Origin of the sequence: Mycobacteroides sp. PCS013, assembly GCF_049532645.1 — a bacterium.
Lineage (GTDB): Bacteria > Actinomycetota > Actinomycetes > Mycobacteriales > Mycobacteriaceae > Mycobacterium > Mycobacterium gwanakae.
This window is the reverse complement of record NZ_CP150131.1, coordinates 2,757,506-2,780,261: the sequence shown is the minus strand read 5'-3', so window position 1 is coordinate 2,780,261 and position 22,756 is coordinate 2,757,506. Positions and strand designations below refer to the sequence as shown.

The 22,756-nt window shown below is 65.1% G+C and carries 26 protein-coding genes; 14 read left to right on the top strand and 12 right to left on the bottom strand.

Annotation, left to right across the window (positions count from 1 at the left end; all coding sequences use genetic code 11):
* The first annotated feature begins 1 nt into the window (after window position 1).
* Window positions 2-787, top strand: a complete 786-nt coding sequence (locus RHO23_RS13785; protein ID WP_423487953.1) for an SOS response-associated peptidase — start codon at window positions 2-4, stop codon at window positions 785-787.
* Here RHO23_RS13785 and ybaK read toward each other — a convergent pair.
* On the bottom strand, window positions 774-1,280 hold the full coding sequence (gene ybaK, locus RHO23_RS13780; RefSeq protein WP_423487952.1) for a Cys-tRNA(Pro) deacylase: 507 nt from the start codon (window positions 1,278-1,280) through the stop codon (window positions 774-776). The two genes, RHO23_RS13785 and ybaK, sit on opposite strands and share 14 nt — an antisense overlap.
* A 149-nt stretch (window positions 1,281-1,429) precedes the next feature.
* Between ybaK and RHO23_RS13775 the strand changes: the two genes are divergently transcribed.
* Together RHO23_RS13775 and rsrA are read left to right on the top strand one after the other, a co-directional pair.
* Window positions 1,430-2,143: a sigma-70 family RNA polymerase sigma factor gene (locus RHO23_RS13775; protein ID WP_030096931.1), complete on the top strand. Its 714-nt coding sequence runs from the start codon at window positions 1,430-1,432 to the stop codon at window positions 2,141-2,143.
* Entirely contained in the window at window positions 2,140-2,448 is a 309-nt protein-coding gene (gene rsrA, locus RHO23_RS13770) for a mycothiol system anti-sigma-R factor (RefSeq protein ID WP_030096932.1), read from the top strand. Before RHO23_RS13775 ends, rsrA begins: the two co-directional genes overlap by 4 nt.
* 2 nt (window positions 2,449-2,450) lie before the next feature.
* Here rsrA and RHO23_RS13765 read toward each other — a convergent pair whose 3' ends face one another.
* Both RHO23_RS13765 and RHO23_RS13760 read right to left on the bottom strand, forming a co-directional pair.
* A complete protein-coding gene (locus RHO23_RS13765) occupies window positions 2,451-2,525 on the bottom strand; it encodes a 50S ribosomal protein bL37 (RefSeq protein ID WP_085988129.1) in 75 nt (24 codons plus the stop codon).
* A gap of 17 nt (window positions 2,526-2,542) precedes the next feature.
* Window positions 2,543-2,734 carry a hypothetical protein gene (locus RHO23_RS13760; protein WP_078321276.1) on the bottom strand — a complete coding sequence of 64 codons (192 nt, stop codon included), beginning with the start codon at window positions 2,732-2,734 and terminating at the stop codon, window positions 2,543-2,545.
* Here RHO23_RS13760 and RHO23_RS13755 point away from each other — a divergent pair.
* Entirely contained in the window at window positions 2,717-2,935 is a 219-nt protein-coding gene (locus tag RHO23_RS13755) for a biotin/lipoyl-binding carrier protein (protein ID WP_005056341.1), read from the top strand. The genes RHO23_RS13760 and RHO23_RS13755 overlap by 18 nt on opposite strands.
* 11 nt (window positions 2,936-2,946) lie before the next feature.
* Entirely contained in the window at window positions 2,947-4,437 is a 1,491-nt protein-coding gene (locus RHO23_RS13750; RefSeq protein WP_030096933.1) for a sensor histidine kinase, read from the top strand.
* A gap of 83 nt (window positions 4,438-4,520) precedes the next feature.
* On the opposite strand, the gene RHO23_RS13745 is transcribed toward RHO23_RS13750, so the two are convergent.
* Together RHO23_RS13745 and RHO23_RS13740 are read right to left on the bottom strand one after the other, a co-directional pair.
* Window positions 4,521-4,775, bottom strand: a complete 255-nt coding sequence (locus RHO23_RS13745) for a WhiB family transcriptional regulator (protein WP_005056343.1) — start codon at window positions 4,773-4,775, stop codon at window positions 4,521-4,523.
* A 416-nt stretch (window positions 4,776-5,191) separates the two neighbouring features.
* Complete coding sequence (locus tag RHO23_RS13740; protein ID WP_070941304.1) at window positions 5,192-6,169, bottom strand: diacylglycerol/lipid kinase family protein; 978 nt, start codon at window positions 6,167-6,169, stop codon at window positions 5,192-5,194.
* A 76-nt stretch (window positions 6,170-6,245) separates the two neighbouring features.
* Between RHO23_RS13740 and RHO23_RS13735 the strand changes: the two genes are divergently transcribed.
* Window positions 6,246-6,653 carry a hypothetical protein gene (locus tag RHO23_RS13735; protein WP_030096935.1) on the top strand — a complete coding sequence of 136 codons (408 nt, stop codon included), beginning with the start codon at window positions 6,246-6,248 and terminating at the stop codon, window positions 6,651-6,653.
* Here RHO23_RS13735 and RHO23_RS13730 read toward each other — a convergent pair.
* From RHO23_RS13730 to RHO23_RS13720, 3 genes are read right to left on the bottom strand one after another with little or no spacing between them, the layout of a single operon-like run.
* A complete protein-coding gene (locus RHO23_RS13730; RefSeq protein WP_057966889.1) occupies window positions 6,650-7,135 on the bottom strand; it encodes a GNAT family N-acetyltransferase in 486 nt (161 codons plus the stop codon). The two genes, RHO23_RS13735 and RHO23_RS13730, sit on opposite strands and share 4 nt — an antisense overlap.
* Window positions 7,128-8,237, bottom strand: a complete 1,110-nt coding sequence (locus RHO23_RS13725) for an isochorismate synthase (RefSeq protein WP_423487951.1) — start codon at window positions 8,235-8,237, stop codon at window positions 7,128-7,130. Before RHO23_RS13725 ends, RHO23_RS13730 begins: the two co-directional genes overlap by 8 nt.
* A gap of 2 nt (window positions 8,238-8,239) precedes the next feature.
* On the bottom strand, window positions 8,240-8,851 hold the full coding sequence (locus RHO23_RS13720; RefSeq protein ID WP_030096938.1) for an acid phosphatase: 612 nt from the start codon (window positions 8,849-8,851) through the stop codon (window positions 8,240-8,242).
* A gap of 61 nt (window positions 8,852-8,912) precedes the next feature.
* On the opposite strand from RHO23_RS13720, the gene RHO23_RS13715 reads away from it, so the two are divergent.
* Window positions 8,913-9,710, top strand: coding sequence for a ParA family protein (locus RHO23_RS13715; RefSeq protein WP_030096939.1), 798 nt, complete (start codon window positions 8,913-8,915; stop codon window positions 9,708-9,710).
* Window positions 9,711-9,733: 23 nt separating this feature from the next.
* On the opposite strand, the gene RHO23_RS13710 is transcribed toward RHO23_RS13715, so the two are convergent.
* Window positions 9,734-10,954 (bottom strand): hypothetical protein, encoded by a 1,221-nt coding sequence (locus RHO23_RS13710; RefSeq protein WP_423487950.1) that lies wholly within the window; start codon window positions 10,952-10,954, stop codon window positions 9,734-9,736.
* Entirely contained in the window at window positions 10,951-12,420 is a 1,470-nt protein-coding gene (locus RHO23_RS13705) for a DEAD/DEAH box helicase (protein ID WP_057964416.1), read from the bottom strand. Before RHO23_RS13705 ends, RHO23_RS13710 begins: the two co-directional genes overlap by 4 nt.
* Before the next feature lie 263 nt (window positions 12,421-12,683).
* On the opposite strand from RHO23_RS13705, the gene RHO23_RS13700 reads away from it, so the two are divergent.
* The gene (locus tag RHO23_RS13700; protein WP_030096942.1) at window positions 12,684-13,334 is read left to right on the top strand and encodes a ferritin-like fold-containing protein; all 651 of its coding nucleotides are present in this window, start codon (window positions 12,684-12,686) and stop codon (window positions 13,332-13,334) included.
* Between the two features lie 9 nt (window positions 13,335-13,343).
* On the opposite strand, the gene RHO23_RS13695 is transcribed toward RHO23_RS13700, so the two are convergent.
* Complete coding sequence (locus RHO23_RS13695) at window positions 13,344-14,072, bottom strand: MmpS family transport accessory protein (RefSeq protein WP_030096943.1); 729 nt, start codon at window positions 14,070-14,072, stop codon at window positions 13,344-13,346.
* Between the two features lie 168 nt (window positions 14,073-14,240).
* Between RHO23_RS13695 and RHO23_RS13690 the strand changes: the two genes are divergently transcribed.
* Complete coding sequence (locus tag RHO23_RS13690) at window positions 14,241-14,465, top strand: DUF3107 domain-containing protein (protein WP_030096944.1); 225 nt, start codon at window positions 14,241-14,243, stop codon at window positions 14,463-14,465.
* On the opposite strand, the gene RHO23_RS13685 is transcribed toward RHO23_RS13690, so the two are convergent.
* Complete coding sequence (locus RHO23_RS13685; RefSeq protein ID WP_046255945.1) at window positions 14,462-15,148, bottom strand: TetR/AcrR family transcriptional regulator; 687 nt, start codon at window positions 15,146-15,148, stop codon at window positions 14,462-14,464. The genes RHO23_RS13690 and RHO23_RS13685 overlap by 4 nt on opposite strands.
* Before the next feature lie 198 nt (window positions 15,149-15,346).
* Between RHO23_RS13685 and RHO23_RS13680 the strand changes: the two genes are divergently transcribed.
* The 5 genes from RHO23_RS13680 (at window position 15,347) to nirB (ending at window position 22,706) form a co-directional block, all read left to right on the top strand.
* Window positions 15,347-16,366 (top strand): DUF3152 domain-containing protein, encoded by a 1,020-nt coding sequence (locus RHO23_RS13680; protein ID WP_044105209.1) that lies wholly within the window; start codon window positions 15,347-15,349, stop codon window positions 16,364-16,366.
* Window positions 16,367-16,473: 107 nt separating this feature from the next.
* Entirely contained in the window at window positions 16,474-17,640 is a 1,167-nt protein-coding gene (moeZ, locus tag RHO23_RS13675; RefSeq protein WP_196325715.1) for an adenylyltransferase/sulfurtransferase MoeZ, read from the top strand.
* A 110-nt stretch (window positions 17,641-17,750) separates the two neighbouring features.
* Window positions 17,751-18,605: a TIGR02569 family protein gene (locus RHO23_RS13670; protein ID WP_030096948.1), complete on the top strand. Its 855-nt coding sequence runs from the start codon at window positions 17,751-17,753 to the stop codon at window positions 18,603-18,605.
* A 136-nt stretch (window positions 18,606-18,741) separates the two neighbouring features.
* Window positions 18,742-20,187 carry a nitrate/nitrite transporter gene (locus RHO23_RS13665; protein WP_264921998.1) on the top strand — a complete coding sequence of 482 codons (1,446 nt, stop codon included), beginning with the start codon at window positions 18,742-18,744 and terminating at the stop codon, window positions 20,185-20,187.
* A gap of 5 nt (window positions 20,188-20,192) precedes the next feature.
* Window positions 20,193-22,706, top strand: a complete 2,514-nt coding sequence (gene nirB, locus RHO23_RS13660) for a nitrite reductase large subunit NirB (protein WP_064410402.1) — start codon at window positions 20,193-20,195, stop codon at window positions 22,704-22,706.
* The last annotated feature ends 50 nt before the right edge of the window (window positions 22,707-22,756 follow it).

The following is a 22,756-nucleotide window of genomic DNA, read 5'->3' as shown; positions in this document are numbered from 1 at the left end:
TATGTGCGGACGGTATGCGGTAACGATCGACCCGGCGCTGCTTGCCGCGGAGATCGACGCAATCGACGAGATAAGCACAGCGAGTCAGGCGTCGGAATCTGCGCAGCAGCTTCCCGTCATCCCGAACTACAACGTCGCCCCCACCGATCCGGTGCTCACGGTGGTGGCGCGGCATCGCGAACCCGGCGACGTTCCCACTCGTCGTATTCGCGCCATGCGCTGGGGGTTGGTGCCGACATGGGCCAAGGCGCGCGAAGACGGTCGGCCGCAGGCCAAGGGTGCGCCCCTGATCAACGCCCGGGCGGAGACCCTCACCACGGCCGCCACCTTCCGCGTGGCCGCGCAATCCAAGCGGTGTCTGGTTCCGATGGACGGCTGGTACGAGTGGCGTAAGCAGGAGGGCGCCAAGACGGCGTTCTATATGAATGCCGGCGACGGGAAGCGGTTGTTCGCCGCGGGCTTGTGGTCGGTGTGGAAGCCCACCGGTCTGCAGGGACAGGACGCGGCGCCGCTGCTGAGCTGCACGATCGTCACCACCGATGCGGTCGGTCCGCTCCGGGAAATTCATGACCGGATGCCGTTGATGCTGGGTGCTCAATCGTGGGATCGCTGGCTGGACCCCGACCGCGATCTGGACCAGAGCCTTCTGCGGGGAACAGGGGACGCAACCGGAATCGACACCCGGCAGGTCTCTTCATTGGTCAACAGTGTCGCGAACAACGGTCCTGAACTACTCGCGCCCGACGACGGATCCCAGCGGGTGGGGGAGCAGATCACCCTGCTGTGACGGATGCGGTCACCGCGTTGGTAAGCCGGACCAGATCATCGGGTGCCAGTGCCATCTGCAGCCCGCGCTTGCCCGCGCTACACAGAATGCGTTCCCAGGTCAGGGCGGACGAATCGATGACGGTGGGTAATGGTTTGCGCTGCCCGAGCGGAGAGATTCCGCCCACCACGTAACCGGAACTGCGTTCGGCCGCCGCCGGATCAGCCATGGTGGCCTTGGCCCGGCCGAGTGCGGCGGCGGCAGCCTTGAGTGAGAGCGTCGCGGGTACCGGGATGACCGCGACCGCCAGATCCGCCCCGCGATCCAGCGAGATCAGCAGTGTCTTGAAGATCTGTTCGGGAACCAATCCGGAACCAGCCAACGCGCGCACCGCCTCATCGCCGAACGCGCTTTCTCCGGGCCGGTGTTCATACGGCAATAGTTCATAGTCGACTCCGGCCGCTATCAACGTGGCGACGGCCGGAGTGGCAGCTTTGGCGGCCCTGGAACCCACGATCTGGACAGTAGCGCTCCGGGTCCAGTGAATTTGGAGTTGACAGTCGAGATACTTTGGGAAATACCCCGGCATGCGTCGGTGTTGAGCAGTGTGTCCGCAGAGAGCGGACTATGGTCCTCAACACGGAAGGGGTATTGCAGGTGACAATGGCGTGCCTCGAACGTCCGATGTCGGTGCCGATCCGTATGGTCGGTGTCGCTACCGAAAGGACCGCCGTGACAGACACTGCAGATCCCGTTGATCAGCCGATTCAGGTGGATACCAAGGCGGAAACTGAGGCCGAGCGGGCCGCACGCTTTCAGCGTGACGCGCTCCCGCTGCTGGATCAGCTCTACGGTGCTGCGCTGCGGATGACACGGAACCCCGCCGATGCGGAGGACCTGGTGCAGGAGACGATGGTCAAGGCGTACGCCGGGTTCGGGACCTTCAAAGAGGGCACCAACCTCAAGGCCTGGCTGTACCGGATTCTCACGAATACCTACATCAATATTTATCGCAAGAAGCAGCGCCAGCCCGCGGAGTATCCGACCGAGGAGATCACCGACTGGCAGCTTGCGGCGAACGCCGAGCACACCTCCACGGGGCTGCGCTCCGCGGAGATCGAGGCACTTGACGGACTGCCTGATGACGAAATCAAGGAAGCGTTGAATAAGCTGCCGGAAGAATTCCGGATGGCCGTGTACTACGCGGACGTCGAAGGCTTCCCGTACAAGGAGATCGCCGAGATCATGGATACGCCGATCGGCACGGTGATGTCGCGGTTGCACCGTGGCCGTCGCCAGCTTCGCGAATTGCTGGCCGAAGTGGCCAAGGACCGTGGGTTCCTGCGCAACAATGAGTTGGCGGAGGGCCGGGCATGACCGACGGTGAACTGAAGAACAGTGTCGATAAGGGTGGCAACTGCGAGGTATCGGGTTGCGCCGAGGTGATCGCGGAGGTCTGGACCCTCCTCGACGGTGAATGCAGCGCAGAAAACAGTGCGCGGCTGCGGCATCATCTCGAAGAGTGCCCGGGCTGCCTGCAGCACTACGGCATCGAAGAGCAGATCAAAACACTCGTAGCCCGCAAGTGCGGTGGAGAAAAGGCACCTGACGGGCTACGTGAGCGTCTTAAGTTGAAGATCACTCAGACCACGCTCATCGAGCAGCGGGCCGAGAACTCCTAGCGCTAGCTGTTGGGACGCTTGCCGTGGTTGGCGGCGTTGTGCTTACGGCTGCGCTTCTTGCGACCACGCTTGGCCATGGGAATCTCCTTACCGATCAAATGGGTTCCGGGTGCGAGCCCGGCTGACATGCCAGCTGCGCGTGGTGCGCGCCGGTGTGTGTATCCAGTCTCTCATGCCGGGGCGGGTGGTTGAAAGCGTGGATCCCGTAGGTGTGGTTCGATACTGAGGACCGGTAACCGGATGTCGACGAGAGCGAGGTGGCGCGCAGGTGGCCGAGGAAGTACACGCCGAGATCGTGGCCAGCGTGCTGGAAGTGCTCGTCAAGAAGGGTGACGCGATCGCCGAAGGCGACACGATCGTCCTCCTGGAATCCATGAAGATGGAGATCCCGGTGCTGGCTGAGGTGGCGGGAACCATAGGCGACGTGAGCGTTTCGGTGGGCGACGTCATCCAGGCCGGCGACTTGATCGCCGTCATCGACGACTAGATCGCCACCGCATGTCAACTCTCGGTGATCTGCTTGCCGAGCACACCATGCTTCCCGGTGAAGCGGTTGATCATCTGCACGCCGTGGTGGCCGAATGGCAGCTGCTAGCTGACCTCTCTTTCGCCGACTATCTGATGTGGGTGCATCGCGACGACGACTCCTTTGTCTGCGTCGCTCAATGCCGGCCCAACACCGCCCCGACGATCATCGACAGCGACGCCGTCGGCACCGTCGCGAAGATCGCGGATGTTCCGTTGGTGGAGGCGGCGTTCGCTTCGGGGACCATCGAGCGGGAAAGTGATTCGGATCTGACCGAGCACGCCTCCGAGCTGAACGTGGAGGCGGTCCCGGTGCGCTGTGGGGACCGGACCGTGGCCGTACTGACCCACCAGACCGCACTGGCCTCCCGACTCAAGAAGGGCGTGCTGGAGCGCGCGTATCTGGAGTGCGCGGGCGATCTGCTGCTGATGCTCACCGAGGGCACCTTCCCGAACGTGGCGGACCAGGCGATGTCGCGCTCCAGCCCCCGGGTGGGTGACGGATTCATCCGGCTCGACGTATCCGGTGAGGTCCGATACGCCAGCCCCAATGCCTTGTCGGCGTATCACCGCATGGGTTTGGCCAGCGATCTGCAGGGACATGACCTCATGGAGGTCACCAAGCCGCTCATCTCGGATCCCTTTGAAGGTCAAGAGCTCGCGGCGCACGTCCGTGACGTGCTGGCCGGGGGGCCGAGTATGCGCATGGAGGTCGACGCACGTGGTGCCGCGGTGCTCATCCGCACCTTGCCGCTCATCGTGCGCGGCGCGTCGGTGGGGGCGCTGCTGCTGACCCGTGACGTGACCGAGGTCAAGCGCCGTGACCGGGCACTGCTGTCCAAAGACGCCACCATCCGCGAGATCCACCATCGGGTGAAGAACAATCTGCAGACCGTGGCCGCGCTGCTGCGGCTGCAGGCCCGGCGCACACAGAACGAGGAAGCTCGCGAGGCGCTTTTCGAATCGGTACGCCGGGTGTCGTCCATCGCCCTGGTCCACGACGCCCTGTCGATGTCCGTGGATGAGGAAGTCAACCTCGACGAGGTGATCGACCGGATCATGCCGATCATGACCGATGTGGCCACCGTCGACACCAAGGTGCGGGTCTCCCGCGAAGGTGCGCTCGGGGTGCTCGACTCCGACCGCGCGACACCACTGATCATGGTGATCACCGAGCTGGTGCAGAACGCCATTGAGCACGCCTTCGAGGAGGGTGCGCAGGGTCAGGTGGTTATCAGGGCGGAGCGCTCGGCCCGCTGGCTCGATGTCGTCGTGCATGACGACGGGCGGGGATTACCCGAGGGATTCAGTGTGGAGACGTCCGACCGGCTGGGATTGCAGATCGTTAGGACGTTGGTGTCGGCCGAGATCGACGGCTCACTGGACATGCGCAGCGACGCCGAGGGTGGAACAAATGCGGTGCTTCGGGTGCCACTGGGCCGGCGTGCCCGCCTGATGGCCTGAAAGCTTCTGCGCGGCAATCAATCCGGCCCAGAGCAGCAAAGAACCCGGCACCAAATTGTGCCGGGTTCTGCGATGCTGCGGCGTTAGACGGCGCTGCGGGCGCGAGCGCGGGCGTTGCGACGCTTGAGGGCGCGGCGCTCATCCTCGCTGAGGCCACCCCACACACCGGCGTCCTGGCCCGACTCCAGCGCCCAGGTAAGGCACTCGGTCGTCACCGGACAGCGGTTACAGACGAGCTTTGCGTCAGCGATCTGGGCAAGGGCCGGTCCGCTGTTCCCTACGGGGAAGAACAGTTCCGGATCCTCGTCGCGACAGACCGCCTTATGGCGCCAATCCATAGTTGTGCACTCCTTTTTCATCGCGCGCGCCACAAGCGCACGAGATCAATGTTTTTCGGCTGTTAACGCGTGCGTACCAAATGTTTCTGCACTGTTGCTTCCGATCGTTTCACAAGCTCAGCAGAAGTCAATAGCGTGAGTTAACACGTGGTCAATCTCACTCGGGGGTGGTGTCTGCGGACTCCACATTCGTTTGTACTACACTGATCGGATCTGCGCCTTGAATCTGGCGAGATTCCCCCATTTTCCCAGGTGGCTTAGTGCTACCGGTGAGTAACATCACGGCCTGCCGGAGATCGACTACGTCAAGTAGTACATCCGATCTGCCCCAGGTGTGACGTAGACCGCGTCGCTGCTGTGAGTCGGCTGTGTCCGGAACGGGCTGTCGCCCAACACTATTGCCTTCCCGGCCGGTCTCAGGAGAGGGCGTCTGCGGGTTTTGCCGGGGCCACCACGTCGAGAACGTCGGGTTCGGCGGTGAAGGTCAGCTCGCTGCGGAACCCGAGGAAATCGCCGTCGACCTGGGTGGCGATAGGTGCTGACGCGCGTATCCGTACCCATGCGACGTCATCTTCGCGCAGCAGGTGGCTGGCCGCGGGACGGTCCGGGCGGGGTGCGCCCACCATGTGGCGGACCAGGCGAAGGTTGGCCATCACGTTCATGCTCTTCGATGCGAATACGCCCAAACCGCTCTCGAAACCGGTGCCCGGGTTTGTCCAGATGGCGCGCTCGTTGGCGTACGTCCACGGGTTGGAATTGCAGATGAACGCGAAGTGGACGCCCTGCTGCGGCTCCTGGCCGGGCAGCTCGACGGTGAGGGTTGGCTGGTGGCGCGCGGCGCGGAAGAAGCTCAGCACCGCGCGTGTCACATACCGTCCGGCCGTGACCTGCTTGCCCTTGTTGCGGTGAGCCTCCATGGCGGCGACCACCTCGCCGTCCAGGCCCATTCCGGCGTTGAAGATGAACCAGCGCTCTCCGCAGTGCCCGAGGCCGATCCGGCGCCACCGTCGCTGGTCACGGCGGTGTGCATCGAGCAGATCGACCACCTGATTGGTGGCTTGCACAGGGTCGGCCGATATCCCCAGCGTTCGGGCGAACACATTGGCCGAGCCGCCGGGTACCACCGCGATGGCGGGCAGTGGCCCGGGCGCGGGATGTCCCGGCTGGCCGAGCAGGCCGTTCACCACCTCGCTGACTGTGCCGTCGCCGCCGTGTACGACGATGACCGCCGCGCCCTCGTCGGCTGCGCGCCGGGCCAGCTCGCTGGCGTGGCCCCGGTGGTCTGTGTGCAGAACCTGAAGATGCACTCGACTCTCGAGCGCGTGAGCCAGCAGGTCACGCCCGGCCGCCGTTGTCGAGGTGGCATTGGGATTCACGATGAGGACCGCACGCACGGGGCATGAGCCTAGCGGGACCTTCTTCACGCAAGCTGCCCATCGCCGCGGCGAAGCGTCCACCTAGGCTTGTCGGGTGACCACAGCCGTTCCGAATACCGTTCGCCGCGCCGGGACGATCGTTGCCGGTGAAGGTGCCGTGGGGCTGGTCATCGCGGTGGTCCTGGTGGTGCGGGCGGCCGGTGGCGCCGACCAGCATCTGGTGAACGGGTATGGCACCGCCGCGTGGTTCGCGGTATTCGGCACCGCTGTCCTTGCGGCGGGTCTGGCCCTCGCCACGGGGAAACGTTGGGGCAGAGGGATCGCGGTGATGATGCAGCTGCTGCTCCTGCCCGTCGCGTGGTACGCGGCTGTGGGATCGCATCAGCTCGCGCTGGGCGTACCGATCGCCATCGTCGCCGTGGTGGCGCTGGCGCTGCTGTTCAGTCCCACCGCTCAGATATGGGCCACCGGCGACGAATCCGGCCCCGACGAATCCGACTAGCGGTCCGAGGCCAGCTGCGCCAAAGCCGGGCCCTGCAGCCGGTAAGTGATCCAATCCGATTGCGGATTTGCGCCTATCGAGTCGTAGAACTTGATGGACGGTGTATTCCAGTCCAGCACAGCCCAATCCAGCCGGGTATAGCCGTTGGCCACGCATTCGGCGGCCAGCGCCGACAGCAGGGCCTTCCCCAGGCCGGTGCCGCGCTGTTCGGGCTTGACGTACAGGTCCTCCAGATAGATGCCGTGTTGACCGGTCCAGGTGGAGAAGTTCAGGAACCACACGGCGGTGCCGCAGACCACCCCGCCCGCCTCTGCGACATGGGCGAAAAGTGCCGGAGCCGAACCGAATAGCGCCTTATGAAGTTGCTCCGGGCTGATGTGGCATTCATCGCGCGCCTTCTCGTACTCCGCCAGATCCTCGATGAGGCCGACGATGGCCGGGACGTCCGCTTCGGTGGCACGGCGAATCTGGGTGTTACTCACTGTGGGCTCCTAACCCTGCCAATATGGTCCGGAATTTGACGGTGGTCTCCGACAGTTCGTCCTGGGGATCCGATTCGGCGACCAGGCCGCCGCCCGCGTAGGCGCGGATCGCCGTGCCGTCCGCCGACAGCTCGGCGCAGCGGATCGAGACGGCCCAACGGCCGTCCCCGCTGCTGTCGCACCAGCCGACCGCGCCCGCATAGAACCCGCGATCACCCTCGATGCGTGCGATCAGATCGGCTGCCGCCTCGGTGGGGGTACCGCACACCGCCGGAGTGGGGTGTAATGCCATTGCCAAATCAAGTGCAGTGGTAGAACTTTGGCGTAACCGAGCACTGATGGAGGTGCTCAGATGCCAGAGCGCTGCGGTACGACTCAGCGTCGGCTCCGGCGGAACCTGGACATCGACGCACAACGAGGACAGGTCCTCGCGCAGCTGATCGATCACCACGGAGTGTTCGTGGCGGTTCTTGTGCGAGCCCGCGAGGTCTTCGCCCGTGCGCCGGTCTTGCGATGGATCACTGGACCGAGGGGCCGAACCGGCGAACGGATGACAGATCACCATGTCTCCGTGGCGCTCTACCAACAGCTCCGGGCTGCAGCCCACCATGGTGTGTCCACGGAACCGCTCGCCTGCGGGGGAGAGGTCCACGCAGAAACTGTTGGCGTCGGGGTCGTTTCGGATCAGCCGATGGGTCAGCACCAAGGCGTCCACCGGGTCATCGGCCTGTAACTCCAGCACCCGTGCAAGGACCACCTTGGACAGGCCTCCGGTGGTGTCACGCAGCACCTCGACGGCCTCGGTGACACGCCGCAGATGCTCAGAGGGCTCCGGTACTTGTTGTGTCACATGAATATTCGGCATGGTGCCGTAGAACTCGTGGGGCTGCCCGCGCTCAACTGTCGCCGGAACCGTCAGTGCTGAGGGCCTGGAGGTGTCAAAAGGTAGCGCACCCACCAGCATGCGGTGCCGGCCTGCGCGCAGGGCTTCTGCGGCACTCGCGACATCGTCGTAGGCCCTCTCGCGGCCATACGCGTACAACGCGTCGGCCGCCCGCGACATCACGAAATGCGGGTACGCGGGCGAGTCGGTGGCCGTCATGGTCAGCTAGACGGTACCGGGTGCCTGTACCCGGTCAGCCCAAGTGCGGCCACCTGACGCTGGCCGTGCTCATGCCCGCCCACCGCGATCGAGGCCGTGGCCATGCCCAGCCGGGTGCCCTCTTCCAGCGGCAGGTCGATCCACCTGGTCATGAGGGCGCGCGAGAAGTGGCCATGACCGACCAACAGCACATCGCGCTGGGTGAGCTCGGCGGCGATCTTGGCGATCACCCGGTCGGCCCGGGCCTGCACCTGCGCCACCGACTCGCCGCCGGGGCAGCCGTGCGTCCATACCAGCCAACCCGGGTCGTTCTCGCGGATCTGCGGTGTGGTCAGGCCCTCGTAATCGCCGTAGTCCCATTCGGCGAGCTCCTCGTCGGTTGCGTCGATCGTCAGACCCGCCAGTTCGGCGGTCTGGATCGCCCGTCGGCGCGGACTGCTCACCACAACCGGATCATTTAGATCGAGATTGGCCAGCACCTCGCGCGCCGCCACAGCCTGGGCGCGACCGATTTCCGTGAGATCCAGGTCGGTGCGACCGGTATGCCTGCCGATCTTTGACCACTCCGTTTCGCCATGACGTAGCAACAACATTCGGTTCTGAGGGGCAGACACGCACTTGATTGTGCCGTACCGACTTCCGTCGTGATCGTGTTCGGCATGCCAGTATGTGGACGTGACTCGGGTGCTGGCGGTAGCCAATCAAAAGGGTGGGGTGGCCAAAACCACGACGGTCGCGTCCCTCGGCGCGGCATTGGCCCAGGCCGGCAAGAAGGTGCTGCTGGTTGACCTCGACCCACAGGGCTGTCTGACGTTCTCGTTGGGGCAGGATCCGGACCGCCTGGGGGTCTCGGTGCACGAGGTGCTGCTGGGGCAGGCCGATATCAAGGAGGCGCTGCTCACCACCGCCGAGGATCTGACGCTGCTACCTGCGAATATCGACCTGGCCGGCGCCGAGGCAATGCTGTTGATGCGGGCGGGACGCGAGTACGCGCTGAAGCGGGCGCTCGAATCGCTGGGGGACGACTTCGATGTGGTGATCATCGACTGCCCGCCCTCCCTGGGGGTGCTGACACTGAATGGTTTGACGGCGGCCGATTCGGTGATGGTGCCGCTGCAGTGCGAGACCCTGGCGCATCGAGGTGTCGGACAGTTCCTGCGGACGGTGACCGACGTACAGCAGATCACCAACCCCGGGCTGACGCTGTTGGGTGCGCTGCCCACTCTGTACGACTCGCGGACCACGCACAGTCGCGATGTGCTGTTGGACGTGGCCGACCGTTACGAGCTGCCGGTGCTCGCGCCGCCGATTCCCCGAACGGTGCGCTTCGCCGAGGCGAGTGCCTCGGGTGCCTCAGTGCTCGCGGGCCGCAAGAACAAGGGCGCGCTGGCCTATCGCGAGCTGGCGCAGAGCCTGGTGAAGCACTGGAAGAGCGGCAAGGCCATGCCGACCTTCACCCCGCCGGTGGACTGAGTCGGGCACTCCGCGCGGGCGGGTTATCCCAACGCGAAGACTCGCGACCCCCGCTGCTCCACCAACGTGTTGCCGACCACGGCGCTGATGACAGGACCCTTTTCGTCGGCCGGATCACGGTGTACGGCAATGGATTTCCGGAATTCTCCGGTGGTCATGTTGAAGACGTCGATCCCGCCCTCGACGGGGATCAGTAACTCACCGGCCATGGCCGTACCTGGCCCCAGTGGCTTCTTGGTGGTGGGCAGGACGAATCGGTAGGAGAGATCGAAGCCGCCCAGCACCAGCACCTGATTGCCCGTCCACCAGGTGACGACGTCGCCGGCCTGGGCGGCGGTGTTGGACTGGACCACCTCGCCCGGTAGGGCTGTCGCGCCGACGCGCATGCCGTGGTCGTCGAAGACCACCAGCTCATTGTGCGTGCCGGGCAGATACACGGCCGACCGGGTGTCCGCGACCGCGAGCACCTTGGCCGCGGAGCCGCGCTCGACTCCGGGCAGCGCCGCCGAGTAGAGCTCCTCGGGCTTGTCGTTGTCTTTTGGTGTGGGCTTTTGCAGCGTCAGCCGCAGGGTGGAGTCCTGCGGGCAGGTTTCCAGCACCGCGAGCACGCTGGACCCGACGGCACCCGATTTCAGCGTGCAGTCCACGCGGGGCTGGCTATTGGGGTTCAGGGGAGCGACGACTCGCCCGTACTCCAGGGTGCGCACCATGTCCGAACGCCACAGTTCCAGCCGGGTACTGCCGAGCGCCAGCACGTAGGTGCCGTCGGTCGACAACGACACCTTCGGGTCATTGGGGCTGCTGCGCAGCGGGCCCCGGCGGCCGGTCTGTCCGTCGATCATCGTGACCTGGCCGCATCCGCGTGCGTCTCGGTAGACGGCCACCGCGTCGTCGATGAAGCCGATCGCGCCGCACAGATCGAGATTGCGGCGCGCGTAAGACCACAGTTGGGCCCCGGTTACCGGGTCATGGGCCACTACTTCGTGTCCGTAGGCGCTGACGACCGCACCGCTGGCGATGACCGGCCCCTTCGTGGCTCCACTGGCGGCGGACCATAGTTCGCGCACCGAGTCGGGAACCCGGGTAGCACTCATCGGGCGTTTGATGTCCCCGGCTGCGGGATGGCTGACGGTGGCGCGGGCGTCGCTGGTCCACCAGATCGTGACACCGGTAACGGCGACCACCACGGCGATCACCGCCGCAGCAATGATGTCGGCCCGTGTGCGCCGCTCCGGTGCGATCACGCCGTGGCGGTGGTGGCAGCGGCCGCGTTCGGACGCCGACGGCGGCGGCGACGGCGCGCAGCAGCAGGCTGGTCGCCTTCGGCGGTAGCCACTGCCGCGGGCGCTTCGGCCACCGCACCGTCGGCGGGCTCGCCCGCGCGGGTACGCCGACGGGTGCGGGTCCGCTTGGGCTTGTCGCCTTCGGTGCGCTCGGCCCGGGGCTCACGGCGCTTCGGTCCGCCGGCGAACTTGGGACCGACCGAACCGGTCACATCGGCGGGGATGTTCAGCTCGGTGAACAAATGCGGTGAGGTGGAATAGGTTTCGTCGGGGTCGGGCACGCCGAGGCCGAGTGCCTTGTCGATCAGCTGCCAGCGTGCGATGTCATCCCAGTCGACGAGGGTGACCGCGATGCCGGTGCGCCCGGCACGACCGGTGCGTCCGATGCGGTGCACATAGGTCTTGTCGTCCTCGGGGCACTGGTAGTTGATGACGTGGGTGACATCGTCGATGTCGATGCCGCGGGCGGCCACGTCGGTTGCGACCAGCACGGTGATCTCACCGGAGCGGAACGCGGACAGCGCCTTTTCGCGCGCGATCTGACCGAGGTCACCATGTACCGCGCCGACGACGAAACCGCGCTCGGCCAGCTCGTCGGAGACCTTCTGGGCGGTGCGCTTGGTACGGGTGAAGATCATGGTGGCGCCGCGGCCCTCGGCCTGCAGGATGCGGCTGACCAACTCGATCTTGTCCAGCGCGTGTGCGCGGTACACGAATTGCTCGGTTGAGTCGTGCACCGACGACGAGTGGGGCGCCTCGGCCCGGATATGGGTCGGACGATTCATGAACGTGCGGGCCAGGGTGATGATGGCATCGGGCATGGTGGCCGAGAACAGCATCGACTGCCGCCCCGACTCGGCGGACGGCGCCAGCGCCAGAATGCGCTCGATATCGGGCAGGAAGCCCAGATCCAGCATCTCGTCGGCCTCGTCGAGCACCAGCATCGCCAGGCCACCCAGCTGCAGGTGACCCTGCTGTGCCAGGTCGAGCAGGCGTCCGGGCGTCCCGACAACGACATCGGCGCCGGCGCGCAGGGACTCGATCTGCGCCTCGTACGGGCGTCCGCCGTAGATGGAGACGACGCTGAAGTCGCGGTCGCCGGCCGACAGGTACTTGGATGCCTTGATGAGGTCTTCGTAGACCTGGATGCACAGCTCGCGGGTCGGCACCACGACCAGGGCGCGCGGGGTGCCGTTGAGCGGCCGGTCCTCGACGCCGGTGGCGATGCGGTGCAGCAGCGGGACGCCGAATGCGTAGGTCTTGCCCATACCGGTGCGGGCCTGGCCGATGAGGTCGGAGCCGCCGAGGGCGAGGGGAAGGGTGAGCTCCTGGATGGCGAACGGATGCTCGATTCCGACCTCGCGTAGGGCGCGAACGATCTCGTCGCGGACCCCGAGCTGGGCAAAGGTGTGTTCGATGTGACTCATGGGGGTGTACGTACCTTTCGTGTTTTCGCTCAGCGCGCACGATCGGTAGGTCGGATTCCTAGGATTCCAAGGGGCCGGGCTCGCGTCTATCGGCGAGGGCAGCACGTGCACGCACATTTCCTGTGGGAGAAATCCCTGGGTGCTTCGTGGTCAGGGCGTTCGTCCTGCGACCATGGTAGCGGGTGAGCTGCGTTTTTCCGATTCGCCGTGCTTTGCCGCGCAGATCGGTGTTCTGCCGCGGGCCCCCGACTAGAGTTCCAGGCATGAGTACGGACCTCGATCCTCCCGGCGTCAATCAGCTGTTCGCGGTGATCGCGTACGGCGAGATCGCGGCGTTCTACCGGTTGACCGACGAGTCCAAGATGGCGCCCGATTTGGCCAGCAAGATCGCGATCGCCAGCATGGCGGCCTCGCAGATGCGTCACTACGAGGTACTGCGGGATGCGATGGAGGCCAACGGAGTTGACGTGCTGGCGGCCATGGAGCCGTACGTCAAGACCCTGGAGAACTACCACTCGCTGACGCTGCCGCGGACCTGGCTGGAGGCCATGGTGAAGGCGTACATCGGCGACTCGCTGGCAGCCGACTTCTATGGCGAGGTCGTGGCCTCGTTACCGGGTGAATCGGCGGCGGTTCTCAAGTCGGTGCTGGGTACCACGGGGCACTCGGAATTCGTTATCGCTCAGGTGCGTGAGGCCGTCAAGGACAACCCGCAGCAGCGCAACCGGCTCACCCTGTGGGGGCGGCGGCTGCTGGGTGAGGCGGTGACGCAGGCGCAGCACGTGCTGGCTGGGCACGATGAGCTGGCCGAGCTGGTGATGTCCGGTGATGCCGGTTTGGGCAACCTCAACGAGTTCTTCGAGCGGCTGCAGAAGGCGCACACCGAGCGGATGGCCGTCCTCGGGCTCGCGTAGCGGCGAGAGCTACTTGGCGCAGCGCGCGATGATGCTGTTGCTGCTCTGCACCGCCAGTATCTGACTCTCGCTATTGGTAATCGAGCAGTTGACCTGGCTCGCGAAGCTCGTCGCGGTGATCGAGCCGCCGGTGATACCGGGGCTCGGGGTCACGATCATCGTCCAGGGCAGTGAGGCGCCGAGCACGGTGCGTGTTGTGCCGTTGCCGTCGGTGTAGGTGATGGTGAGCAGATCGCCCGGCGTCTGGTTACCCGTCACGTAGTACGCGAATGCCGCGGGAGTGATCGGCCGCTGGCCTTCCGGCGGAAGCATCGGGTTCGACGGGGGAGGCTCGGGCGGCGGCGCCTCGGTGGACGGCGCGGTGGACGGCGTCTCCTGCACAGGCGTGCTCGTCACGGTTGTCGTCGATGGTGGCGTCGATGTCGCCGAGGGCGGCGGCGGGGGCGCGGTGGTGGTCACCGGAGTCAGCGAGGGCACGGGTGTGGTGATGGCGGCGGCCGGCGGCTTGTCCTCGCCGCCACTGAGCACGACCGCCGTCGCGATGACGGCGATTGCCAGCACGGCTCCGGCGATGGACGCGACCCATTTCCAGTTCTCGTTGGAACCCGGGGGCCGGTACTCGAAGTCCTCATCGAGACCCGAGTACTCGCGGTACTGCGGGGTCGTCTGGGAGTCGTACGGGTCGTCGTAGGGCTCGTAGTCGCTCGAGTACCGAGAATCTCCGCGATAACCGACCATGATCAGCGCTTCCTCTCAGCCCCAAATCAAATGTGAAATCTGATGCTGATGTTACTGCTGTGACTTAAGGACTGGCACGATCATGCGAGGTGTGTCGGCGTGAAGCGCGTCGGCTAACCTCGTCGATACGAGCTCAATGGCGGCTCAACAACTTGGAAAGGTGTCCCCGTGGAGATCAAGATCGGTGTCACAGATAGCCCGCGCGAGCTGGTCATTTCGAGCGATCAGACCCCGGCTGACGTCGAAAAGGTCGTATCCGCGGCGCTGGCCAAGGAATCGGATGTGCTGAACCTCACCGACCAGAAGGGCCGCAAGTACCTGATCTCGGCGGCCCGGATCGCCTACGTGGAAATCGGCGTTGCCGACGCGCGACGCGTCGGCTTCAGCGGCTAGTCCAGCGGCTGCAGCGGAACGTGTGAGAGCCCGCCCCAGGCAAACCCGACGGTGGCGTTGACCGCGTCGTCCTTGGAGATGGGCTTCTCGTTGTCCAGCCAGTAGCGGGCGCTCACCTGACTGATCCCGACCAGGCCGACGGCCACCATGCGGGCATGGTGGGGGTCCAGTCCGGAATCGTGGCTGACCAGGTCGAAGACCGCGTCGGTGCAGGCGCTGATGGCGCCCTCGACGCGCTCGGTGACCTGTGGGACGCCCACCAGATCGTTTTCGAAGATCAGTCGGTACCCCTGGCTGTCGTGCTCGACGAAGTCAAAGAACGCCATCACGGCGGCGCGCAGCCGCTGGCGGTTGTCGGTGGTGGTGCGCAACGCCTGTCGCACACTGGAAACCAGATTGTCGGCATGCTTGTGCAGCACCTCGAGGTACAGCTCCAGCTTGCTCGGAAAGTGTTGGTACAGAACAGGTTTGCTTACGCCCGCGCGTTCTGCGATCTCATCCATTCCGGCCGCGTGGTAACCGCGGTCGACGAATATCTCGCTGGCAGAGCCCACCAGTTGGCCGCGGCGCTCGTCGCGTGGCAGCCGTCCACCACGCCGCGCATTTCCCTGAGTCGAATCTTGCGTCGCCACCGTCGAGTTCACCGTGCCTCGACGCCCGGCCAGATTCGCAAGATCACGCATGTCCTTATCCTCTGCGCACACACGACTTGATGGTCGCGCACGCCACCTCACTCAGCCGGCTATTCAATCCGCCTGAACCCGAACTACAGACAGTACTCCTGGCATCCGGCGGCGTGCCCGAGGCGGGATGGCTTGTCGCTATGCCATCCTTGCCCGGTGACCTACGACCGGCACCAATGGGCGCATAATCGTAGGTCCATGCCAGAAACCATGAGTCGACTCCCCGTGCAGGAGTCCTCCGAACGCTACGAGCCACTGCGCGCCCAGCGCGATCCGCTCGCCGAGGGAAGCGGACGCATCCGTTCCGATCGGCGCGATCGCGACCGCTGGCGCAAGCAGACCTGGCTCGGTCGTTTCATCTCCACCTATGGGTGGCGCGCGTACGCCATCCCGTTGCTGGTCGGGTTGACCGTCTTCGTCGGCTACCAAACCGTCACGCAGCGTGAACCCTCGCATGCGGGTACCGGCCCCAACGAGCCCGTCGCCGATCCGCCATCCATTGGCGCGCTGGGTGACGCGATCATTGGCGCTCCGCCCAAGGGCCTCACCCAGTTCGACGCGACCCTGCCCACCGGCGTGCTGCCGGAGGGGGAGTCGTTCACCGAGGCGGGCGCCAAGTCCTGGCACGTCGTACCGGGTACGACACCCCAGATCGGGACGGGTGCGGCGAAGGTGTTCGCGTACACCATCGAGGTCGAAGACGGCATCGACACCATGGGATTCGGTGGTGACGATCTCTTCGCGCGCATGGTGACCGAGACACTGGCCAGCCAGAAGAGCTGGACGCATAACCCGCAGTTCGGGTTCGTCCGGATCGACTCCGGCACACCTGATTTCCGGATCTCACTGACCTCACCGGCGACGGTGCGCGAGGGCTGCGGCTATGAGATCCAGCTCGAGGCTTCGTGCTACAACCCGCGATACGGCGAAAACGGTGACCGCCGCGTGTTCATCAACGAAGCGCGGTGGGTACGCGGTGCGGTGCCGTTCCAGGGCGACATCACCTCGTACCGCCAATACGTCATCAACCACGAAGTCGGACATGCCATCGGTTATCGGGTTCACGAACCGTGTGAGCAGGACCAGCAGCTGGCGCCGGTGATGATGCAGCAGACATTCAGCACCAACAACAATGACGCGGCGAAGTTCGACGCGGATTCGATCAAGCCCGACGGCAAGAGCTGCCGCACGAATCCCTGGCCGTATCCGATTCCGTAGCGGCAGTCCCGGCTCGGGAAGGGTTGGCATCCCGATACTGTTGATGCAGCTGTAGCCCTTTCAGACAGCCCTGAGGAATTCGAGTTACAGGAGTCACGGTGCCCACATTGCCGCCGTTGGTAAGTCCCGCCGCCGATCTGACCCGCGAGGAAGTCGCGCGGTACAGCCGGCATCTGATCATCCCTGACCTGGGCGTCGATGGGCAGAAGCGTCTCAAGAACGCCAAGGTGCTCGTCATCGGTGCGGGCGGCCTCGGATCTCCGACACTCTTGTACCTGGCCGCCGCGGGTGTCGGCACCATCGGCATCGTCGAGTTCGACGTTGTCGACGAGTCCAACCTGCAGCGTCAGATCATCCACGGCCAGTCCGATATCGGCCGGTCCAAGGCGCAGAGTGCACGTGACTCGGTGCTGGAGATCAATCCGCTGGTCGAGGTGCGGTTGCATGAGCTGCGCCTGGAACCCGATAACGCGGTGAACCTGTTCTCGCAGTACGACCTGATCCTTGATGGCACCGACAACTTCGCGACGCGCTACCTGGTGAACGACGCCGCGGTGCTCGCACACAAGCCCTACGTGTGGGGCTCGATCTACCGTTTCGAGGGGCAGGTATCGGTCTTCTGGGAGGACGCGCCCGACGGGCTCGGCTTGAACTATCGCGACTTGTACCCAGAGCCGCCGCCTCCGGGCATGGTGCCGTCCTGCGCGGAGGGGGGCGTGCTGGGCATCCTGTGCGCATCCATCGCCTCGGTGATGGGTACCGAGGCGATCAAGCTGATCACCGGGATCGGCGACTCCTTGCTCGGCCGGCTCATGGTGTACGACGCGCTCGACATGACTTACCGCACCATCAAGATCCGTAAGGATCCGGCCACGCCGAAGATCACCGAGCTCATCGACTACGACGCGTTCTGCGGCGTCATCAGCGACGAGGCCTCGGCTGCGGTCGCAGATTCCACAATTACCCCCCGTGAACTGCGCGAATTGCTCGACGCAGACAAGAAGGTGGCGCTGATCGACGTGCGCGAGCCGGTCGAATGGGACATCGTCCACATCGACGGTGCCGAGCTCGTGCCCAAGTCGACCCTGGAGTCCGGTGCCGGCCTTGCCAAGCTGCCGCAGGACCGTCAGGCGGTGCTGTACTGCAAGACGGGGATTCGGTCGGCAGAGGCGCTTGTGGCCGTCAAGAAGGCGGGTTTCGCGGACGCGGTACACCTCCAGGGCGGCATCGCGGCCTGGGCCAAACAGGTGGACCCCGACATGGTCATGTACTGATCGATGGGAACCAGCAACAGCCACGTATTGCGGGACTTCCCATCTGTGACTGCCGACACGAACTCCGAGCGAACACAATCCAGTTCATCGCAGGCGGTAACGTATCCCGCGTGACTGTGGACCGCCCACCCGAGCACGTGCTCGCGACTTACGGGCTCAGCGGCGTCAAACCAGTCCAGCTAGGCCCGACATGGGAGGGTGGCTGGCGCTGCGGTGAAGTGGTGTTGTCACTGGTAGCGGATCATGCGCGTGCCGCGTGGTCCGCCAAGGTGCGCGACACCCTGTTCATCGACGGGGTGCGGTTGGCCCGGCCGGTTCGCTCCACCGACGGACGCTATGTCGTATCGGGTTGGCGTGCGGACACATTCGTTGCGGGTGCGCCCGAACCCCGGCACGACGAGGTCGTGTCGCTGTCGGTGCGCCTCCATGAGGCCACTTCCAAGCTGGAACGTCCCCGGTTCTTGACCCAGCCTCCCGTGGCGCCCTGGGCCGATGTCGATGTGTTCATCGCGGCCGATCGTGCGGCCTGGGAAGACCGGCCGCTGCAATCCTGGCCCTCTGCTGCCCGGGTGTCGCCCGGCTCGCCCGATGGCCAGCGATCCATCGATCTGATCAACCAATTGGCGAGTCTGCGGCGGCCCACCAAGAGTCCACCGCAGCTGGTCCACGGCGACTTGTATGGCACCGTGCTTTTCGCGGGCGCGGCCGCGCCCGGTATCACCGACATCACCCCCTACTGGCGTCCCGCGTCCTGGGCGGCAGGTGTCGCGGTGGTGGACGCACTGTCCTGGGGCGACGCGGACGACGGTCTTATCGAACGCTGGGCGACCTTGCCGGAGTGGCCGCAGATGCTGTTGCGGGCCTTGATCTTCCGGCTGGCCGTGCATGCACTGCACCCCCGTTCGTCGGCACAGTCCTTCCCGGGGCTGGCGCGCACCGCGGCTCTGGTGCGGCTCACGCTGTAACGCGCATCACTTTCGAGCCTGGATGTGACGCGTTCGGGGACCCTCACCGCGACATGACAGACTCATGTGAGCGAGATGTGATGGCTCGGTCATCGCCAGCAGCGCCGCTGCAACAAGATTTTTCTACCTTGCTTGCATGGCGAACAACACGGCAGCAGCCCCAATTGCACGGCGCGGACGCTGGATTGAGAACTGGGATCCGGAGGATGTCGCCGCCTGGGAAAACGGCGGTGCGAAAGTGGCGCGGCGCAACCTGATCTGGTCGGTGGTCGCCGAACACGTCGGATTCTCAGTCTGGTCCATCTGGTCGGTGATGGTTCTGTTCATGCCGCAGAACGTCTATCACATCGACGCGGCCGGAAAGTTCTTCCTGGTGGCCATGCCCACCCTGGTTGGTGCCGTGCTGCGGCTGCCGTACACCTTCGCCACCGCATGGTTCGGCGGGCGCAACTGGACCATCTTCAGTGCCCTGGTGCTGGCGGTGCCGACCTCACTCACCTTGTACTTCATGGCGCACCCGGAAACGTCGTACACCACCTTCATGGTCGTGGCTGCGGTCGCGGGATTCGGTGGTGGAAACTTCGCCTCCTCGATGACCAACATCAATGCCTTTTACCCGCAACGGTTCAAGGGCTGGGCGCTGGGCCTCAACGCGGGTGGCGGGAACATCGGCGTCCCGGTGATTCAGGTGCTCGGCCTGCTCGTCATCGCCACCGCTGGGAACCGTTCACCGCACTGGGTGGCGGGTATCTACCTCGTGCTGATCGCCCTCGCCGCCGTGGGTGCGGCGCTGTTCATGGACAACCTGGCGAACCAGAAGACCGACGGCCGCTCGCTCATCAACGTGATGAAGTACCGGGATTCGTGGATCATCGCCTTCCTGTACATCGGCACCTTCGGGTCCTTCATCGGGTTCAGCTTCGCGTTTGGGCAGGTGTTGCAGCTGAACTTCCTTGCCGGGCTCGCTCACAGCGGCCTGACCCCGGCGCAGGCGGCGGCGCAGGCATCGCTGCACGCCGCGCAGATCGCGTTCATCGGGCCGCTGCTCGGCTCGCTGGCCCGACCGTTCGGCGGCTGGCTTTCGGACCGCACGGGCGGCGGCAAGATCTCGCTGTACGCCTTTGTCGCGATGATCTTCGGTGCGGGCATCCTGGTGTCCGCCGGAACCATCGACGACCGCACGGCCGGCGCGCCCTCCGGAGCCATCATGACCGCCTACGTCGTGGGCTTTATCGTCCTGTTCGTCGTCTCCGGAATCGGTAATGGCTCGGTGTACAAGATGATTCCGTCGATCTTCGCCGCCAAGGCGCATAGCGCCGGGCTCGATGAAACCTGGTCGCGCACCATGTCCGGTGCCTTGATCGGTGTGGCCGGAGCCATCGGCGCCCTCGGTGGTGTGGCCATCAACCTGGTGCTGCGTGCCTCCTACCTCAGCGCCGCCAAGTCGGCCACCATGGCGTTCTGGGTGTTCCTCGCCTTCTACGTGGTCTGCGCGGCGGTCACCTGGTACGCCTACGTGCGGCGCCCGGTGGGAGTCCCGGTGCCGGTAGTTCTCGATTCCAAAGACGAAGTGGCGGTGTGAAAGTCATGAACAAGAAAGTCGTCGTCATCGGCCACGGAATGGTCGGCCACCGATTTGTCCAGGTGCTCCGCGAGCGTGACGCCACCGATCAGTGGCAGGTCACCGTCCTCGGCGAGGAATCCGACGCCGCGTACGACCGCGTCGCGCTGTCCTCGTACATCGAGAGCTGGGACCGGGACTCGCTGGCGCTCACCGGAAACAGCTATACCGATGACCCCATGGTGACTCTTCATCTCGGCGACCGGGTGGTCGGCATCGACCGGGCCGGGCAGACGGTCACCACCGAAGCCGGCACCGTCCTGGACTATGACGCACTGGTGATGGCCACCGGTTCATACCCGTTTGTGCCCCCGGTCCCCGGTGGCGACGCCGACGGTTGCTTCGTCTACCGCACCATGGATGATCTGGATGCCATCAAGGCCGTCGCCGACAAGTCGCCGGGTGCTGCGGGTGTCGTCATCGGCGGTGGCCTGCTCGGCTTGGAAGCTGCGAATGCGTTGCGCCTCATGGGGTTGGCCCCGCACGTCGTGGAGCTCAATCCTCGCCTCATGCACCTGCAGGTCGACGAGGGTGGCGGTGCCCTGCTCACCCGGCTGGTCACCGACCTCGGACTGACGGTGCACACCAGTGTGTCCACGGCGGCCATCGAGAAGGCAGAAGACGGAACGCTGTCCGTACAGCTGTCGGACGGATCCACGATTGACGCCTCGGTGCTGGTGTTCTCGGCGGGTATCCGGCCGCGTGATGAGCTGGCCAGGGAATGCGGGCTTGAGTTGGCCGAACGCGGAGGCATCTTCACCGATGCCGGTTGCCAGACAAGCGATCTGCACATCTATGCGATCGGTGAAGTAGCCGCCATCGAAGGCCGTTGCTATGGGCTCGTCGCGCCCGGGTACACCACTGCCGAGATCGTCGCGGACCGGCTACTCGGCGGCACTTCCGAGTTTCCGGGCGCCGATCTGTCCACCAAGCTCAAGTTGCTCGGGGTGGATGTCGCCAGCTTCGGCGATGCCCACGGTACCTCCGACGGTGCCCTGGAGGTCGTCTTCAACGACGCCACCAAGGGCACCTATGCCAAGCTTGTGGTCTCCGATGATGCGCGAACCCTGTTGGGCGGCATCCTCGTCGGTGATGCCAGCGCCTACGGCACCCTGCGGCCCATGCTGGGCCGGGAATTGCCGGCAGACCCGGCCGCACTGATCGCGCCCTCGGGTGCGGAGATCGGCGTCGGCGCACTGCCCGATGACGCGCAGATCTGCTCGTGCAACGCGGTGACCAAGGGTGCGATCTGCAGTGCCATCTGTGAGGGCGCCACCGATGTGCCGGCTCTCAAGGCGGCCACCTGTGCCGGAACATCCTGCGGTAGCTGCATTCCGATGCTCAAGCAGATCCTGGCCGCTCAGGGTGTCGAGCAGTCCAAGGCGCTGTGCGAGCATTTCGCACAGTCGCGCGCCGAGCTGTTCCAAGTGGTGCAGGTGACGGGGATCCGGACCTTCTCGGAGCTGATTGCCAAGCACGGCACGGGAACCGGCTGCGACATCTGCAAGCCCACGGTCGCGTCCATCTTGGCCTCCACGTCCAGCGATCACATTCTGGAAGGGGAGCAGGCCGCGCTGCAAGACACCAACGACCACTTCCTGGCCAATATGCAGAAGAACGGCACCTATTCAGTGGTGCCGCGCCTGCCGGGCGGCGAAGTGACTCCGGAGAAGCTCATCGTCATCGGCGAAGTAGCAAAGGAATTCGGCCTGTACACCAAGATCACCGGTGGTCAGCGCATCGATCTGTTTGGTGCTCGCGTCGAACAGCTCCCGCTGATCTGGAAGCGGCTCATCGACGCTGGCATGGAATCCGGGCAGGCTTACGGCAAGTCCTTGCGCACCGTGAAGAGTTGCGTGGGTTCGACGTGGTGCCGGTACGGGGTTCAGGATTCGGTGGGCATGGCCGTCGAACTCGAATTGCGTTATCGCGGGCTGCGTTCCCCGCACAAGCTCAAGATGGGCGTGTCTGGATGTGCCCGCGAATGCGCCGAGGCCCGGGGCAAGGACGTTGGCGTCATTGCCACCGAGAACGGTTGGAACCTCTATGTCGGAGGTAACGGTGGCGCGACCCCCGCGCATGCCAAACTGCTCGCCGGAGATCTGGATTCGGAGACGCTGATCAAATACATCGACCGTTACCTGATGTTCTACATCCGCACCGCGGATCGGCTGCAGCGCACGGCGCCGTGGCAGGAGGCGATCGAGGGTGGCCTCGATCACATCCGGGCCGTGGTGTGCGAGGACTCGCTTGGTATCGCCGATGACTTGGAGGCCGCCATGGCGCGCCACGTTGAGGGCTATTCCGATGAATGGGCGGCCGTGCTGGCCGACGAGGACAAGTTGCGCCGATTCGTGTCGTTCGTGAACGCGCCCGAGGAACTCGATTCCACCATCGCATTCGACGACAGCGGTCCGCGCAAGATTCCGGTGCTCTTGGGTACCCCGGGATTCAGGTCCGCCACCGAGTCCGCAACGTAGCGAACCGGCGGCGGTAATACCCGGGTAACACAACAGGGGTAGACATGACA